This window comes from Sutterella parvirubra YIT 11816, assembly GCF_000250875.1.
In the GTDB taxonomy this organism is placed as follows: Bacteria; Pseudomonadota; Gammaproteobacteria; order Burkholderiales; family Burkholderiaceae_F; genus Sutterella; species Sutterella parvirubra.
On the sequence record NZ_JH604979.1, the window covers coordinates 1 to 3312 of the forward strand.

3 protein-coding genes are annotated in these 3312 nt (G+C 66.0%); 2 read left to right on the forward strand and 1 reads right to left on the reverse strand.

Going from position 1 to position 3312, the window contains the following annotated elements; all coding sequences use genetic code 11:
• Both HMPREF9440_RS06170 and HMPREF9440_RS06175 read left to right on the forward strand, forming a co-directional pair.
• A partial coding sequence (locus HMPREF9440_RS06170; protein WP_008542535.1) for a LysR substrate-binding domain-containing protein occupies positions 1-681 on the forward strand: 681 nt, incomplete at its 5' end.
• A 221-nt stretch (positions 682-902) separates the two neighbouring features.
• On the forward strand, positions 903-1736 hold the full coding sequence (locus HMPREF9440_RS06175; protein ID WP_008542536.1) for an ATP-binding protein: 834 nt from the start codon (positions 903-905) through the stop codon (positions 1734-1736).
• Between the two features lie 145 nt (positions 1737-1881).
• Here HMPREF9440_RS06175 and HMPREF9440_RS06180 read toward each other — a convergent pair.
• The coding region (locus tag HMPREF9440_RS06180) for an aldehyde dehydrogenase family protein (RefSeq protein WP_008542537.1) at positions 1882-3312 on the reverse strand (1431 nt) is incomplete at its 5' end.

Consider the following 3312-nt stretch of genomic DNA (forward strand, 5'->3'; position numbering starts at 1 on the left):
GAAATGGTCCGCCGCGCGACCGACATCTCGGAACTCTTCCGCGCGAGAAAGAAGTTCAGCCAGTTCCGCGTCGGCTGCACCCGCACCGTGGGGACCTTCATGATCGCCGAACTCATGAAGGGCTTTGAAGACGCCATGGGCTGGATCCCGGCGGTCGAGATCGCCAACACGCACGCGATCGCGGAGCGCCTGGCGAAGTTTGAATTGGACATCGCCTTGATCGAGGGCCCGGTGACGGACCCTGAGCTCGTGACGGAACCCTGGCTCGAAGACGAAATGGTGGTGGTTGCGCCGAAGGACCACCCGTTGACCGGCCGCCCGGTCTCCTACGACGAACTGAACAACGTCCGCTGGGTGCTCCGCGAAGAGGGGTCGTCGTCCCGGAACTTCTTCGACACCCAATTGCGCCAGAAGCTCTCCAGCATTCACGTCAATGCGGAACTCAACAGCTTCGACGCGATCATCCGTTCGGTGCTGGTGGGCTTGGGGCTCACGTACATCTCGCGGCGGGTGCTGACCGACCCCTTCTACGGGCGCTACCTCACCGCCGTGGAGCTCCCCGACCGCTTCCGCCGTCAGCTCACCTTCTGCCGCCACGCCGACAAGTACCTCTCGCCCGACGTCCACGCCTGGATGAACCACTGCCGGGCGTATGCGATGCGTCACGGGGTGATCGAATAACCGTTGTGTGGCGTGCAGTTCCCGCTTTCCCGGTCTCTGCGGTCGGGATCGGGCAAGGTTTGGAATCAGGGGGATGGGTTTTGAAGGAGACCCGTCCCCTTTCCTTTGAGGTGGAGATCCTTCGGCAGACGATTGACGCGGACCGGCCGGGCGCGGGATGATCGGTCGTGAGCGGCCCAGCTTCCTCGGGCCGCGCAGCTGCTCATGAACGGAAGCCGAAGATGACCCAAAGCACGCCGCAGCGCCGCGGACTCCCCCGGTCGGCGAACCACAGGACGATGGCACGGGACGTCCGCCACGTCCATGACGTCCGCTTCGACGAGATGCTCGTGCCGGGCGCGGTGCCGGCCGATCTGTCGGCACCGCTTTGGATGCGGCTCGTGCCGCCTCAGATGAAGGCCGACCCCGGCCTTCGCCAGCGCTTCCTGCGTCTTGCCGGGTTCATGCTGCCGGAGGAAGGCGTTCTGCGTCCCACCGTCGCGGGCGTTCTCACGGCGGCAGAAGATCCCGCGGTCTTTCTTCCCAACGCACGCACCGTGGTGGAATGGACGTTGGGCGGCATCGGCGTGAGCCGCGATATCCGAGGGCCCCTCGACCGCCAGATCCTCGAAGCCTGCCGGACCGTCGAAGATACCGTTCCCGGGGCGTACGCCCCGGAGGCTCTCTTCGAGGCGGTCGTGAACGCCGCCGTACACCGCGACTGGTCGGAGGGCGTCGAGCCCGTGCGGATCCGCATCTTCAGGGGTTTTCGACCCGACCGCCTGGAAATCACGTCGCCCGGACTTCTCACCGGCACGATGACGGTGGAGAGTCTTCCCTTCCGGACGGCGGTGAGAAACCGCCTTCTGGTCTCCCTTCTCACCAAGGTCCCGTTGCCGGAAGTCTGGGCGAAGCGCCTCGGGCGCAGCCGCCTGATCGAGACGCGCGGTGAGGGCGTCGGGACGATCATTCGGGCGACGGAAGCGCTCGCCGGGCGCGCGCCGGTTTGGAAGATGGTGAAGGGCGATGGAGGACCGGCCTTGAGGCTCACGATTCCCCCGGCGCCGAGGCGCTGACTTTCCTTGTACGGGAAACGCCGGACACCTCACGGCATCCGGCGTTTCGTTCATCCGATCCCGGTGCGCCCGTCTCCCGAAGAAGACGTGCCGGGCACCGCGGGCCGGAAGGCTCCGAGGGAGCCTTCCGGGTCATTCGAGATGCTTACACCCCGTAGAGGCCTCGCACCCCCTCGGCCATGGAGACGTAGATATTCTTCGTCTGCGAGTAGTGGGCGAGCATCGCCTTGTGCGTTTCGCGGCCGATCCCGGAGGTCTTGTAGCCGCCGAAGGGCGTGTGCGCCGGAAGTTCGTTGTAGGTGTTGACCCACATGCGGCCGGTCTGCACGCCCCGCGCCACGCGGAGCGCGCGGTTGATGTCCTTGGTCCAAACGGCGCCGCCCAAACCGTAGTCCGAGTCGTTCGCCATGGCGACCACTTCGTCCTCCGTCCTGAAGCGGATCACGACCGCCACCGGCCCGAAGATCTCTTCGCGGGCGACGCGCATGTCGTTCGTGACGTCGACCAGAAGCGTCGGCGCCATGAAGGCGCCTTCGGGCATGCCGGGCACCTGGGCGGCGACGCCGCCCGTCAAAACCTTCGCGCCCTCGGCCTTGCCGATCTCGACGTAGGAGAGGATCTTCTCCAGCTGACGCTTGTTGATCTGCGACCCCATGATCGTCTTCGGGTCCATGGGATCGCCCGGACGGACGTTTTCAAACGCCTTCTTCAAGCGCCCGACGAACTCGTCGTAGATCTTGTCCTCGACGAAGATCCTCGAGCCCGCGCAGCAGACCTGACCCTGGTTGAAGAGGATCCCGATCTGGGCGCCTTCGACGGCGCGGTCCATGTCCGCGTCCGCGAAGACGATGTTGGCGGACTTGCCGCCAAGTTCCAGCGTCGCCGGAATGATGCGTTGGGCGGCGGCGAGCCCGACGTCGCGGCCCACTTCGGTCGAGCCCGTGAAGGCGAGCTTCGCAAAGCCCGGGTGCTTCAGCATCGCGTCCCCGGCGACCGAACCCTTCCCGGAGATGACGTTCACCGTCCCGGCGGGGACGAATTCGTTGACGATTTCGGCGAGGAGGAAGAGGGACAAGGGCGTCGTCGACGAGCTCTTGATGACGACGGTGTCGCCCGCCGCCAGGGCGGGGGCGAGCTTCCACGCGCCCATGAGGAGGGGGAAATTCCACGGGACGATCTGCCCCACGACCCCGATCGGTTCGTGGAGCACGATCGACATCGTGTTCTCGTCGATCATGACGGCCGTGCCTTCTTCGGCGCGAAGGGCGCCGGCGAAGTAGCGGAAGTGATCCGACGACAAAGGCACGTCGATCCCCTTCGTTTCGCGGATCGGCTTCCCGTTGTCCATCGTTTCGATGCGGGCCAATTCGTCCGCGCGGGCGTCGATCGCGTCGGCGATTTTGAGCAGCACCTCGGCGCGCTCCGCCGGGGACTTCTTCGACCAGACGGGGAAGGCGGCCTGGGCGGCCTCGACCGCGCGGTCGACGTCTTCGGGACCGGCTTCGGCGCAGCGGGCGATCACTTCGCCCGTCGCCGGGTTCCGGGTTTTGGGGTGGGGGTCGAAAACCGGACCTGC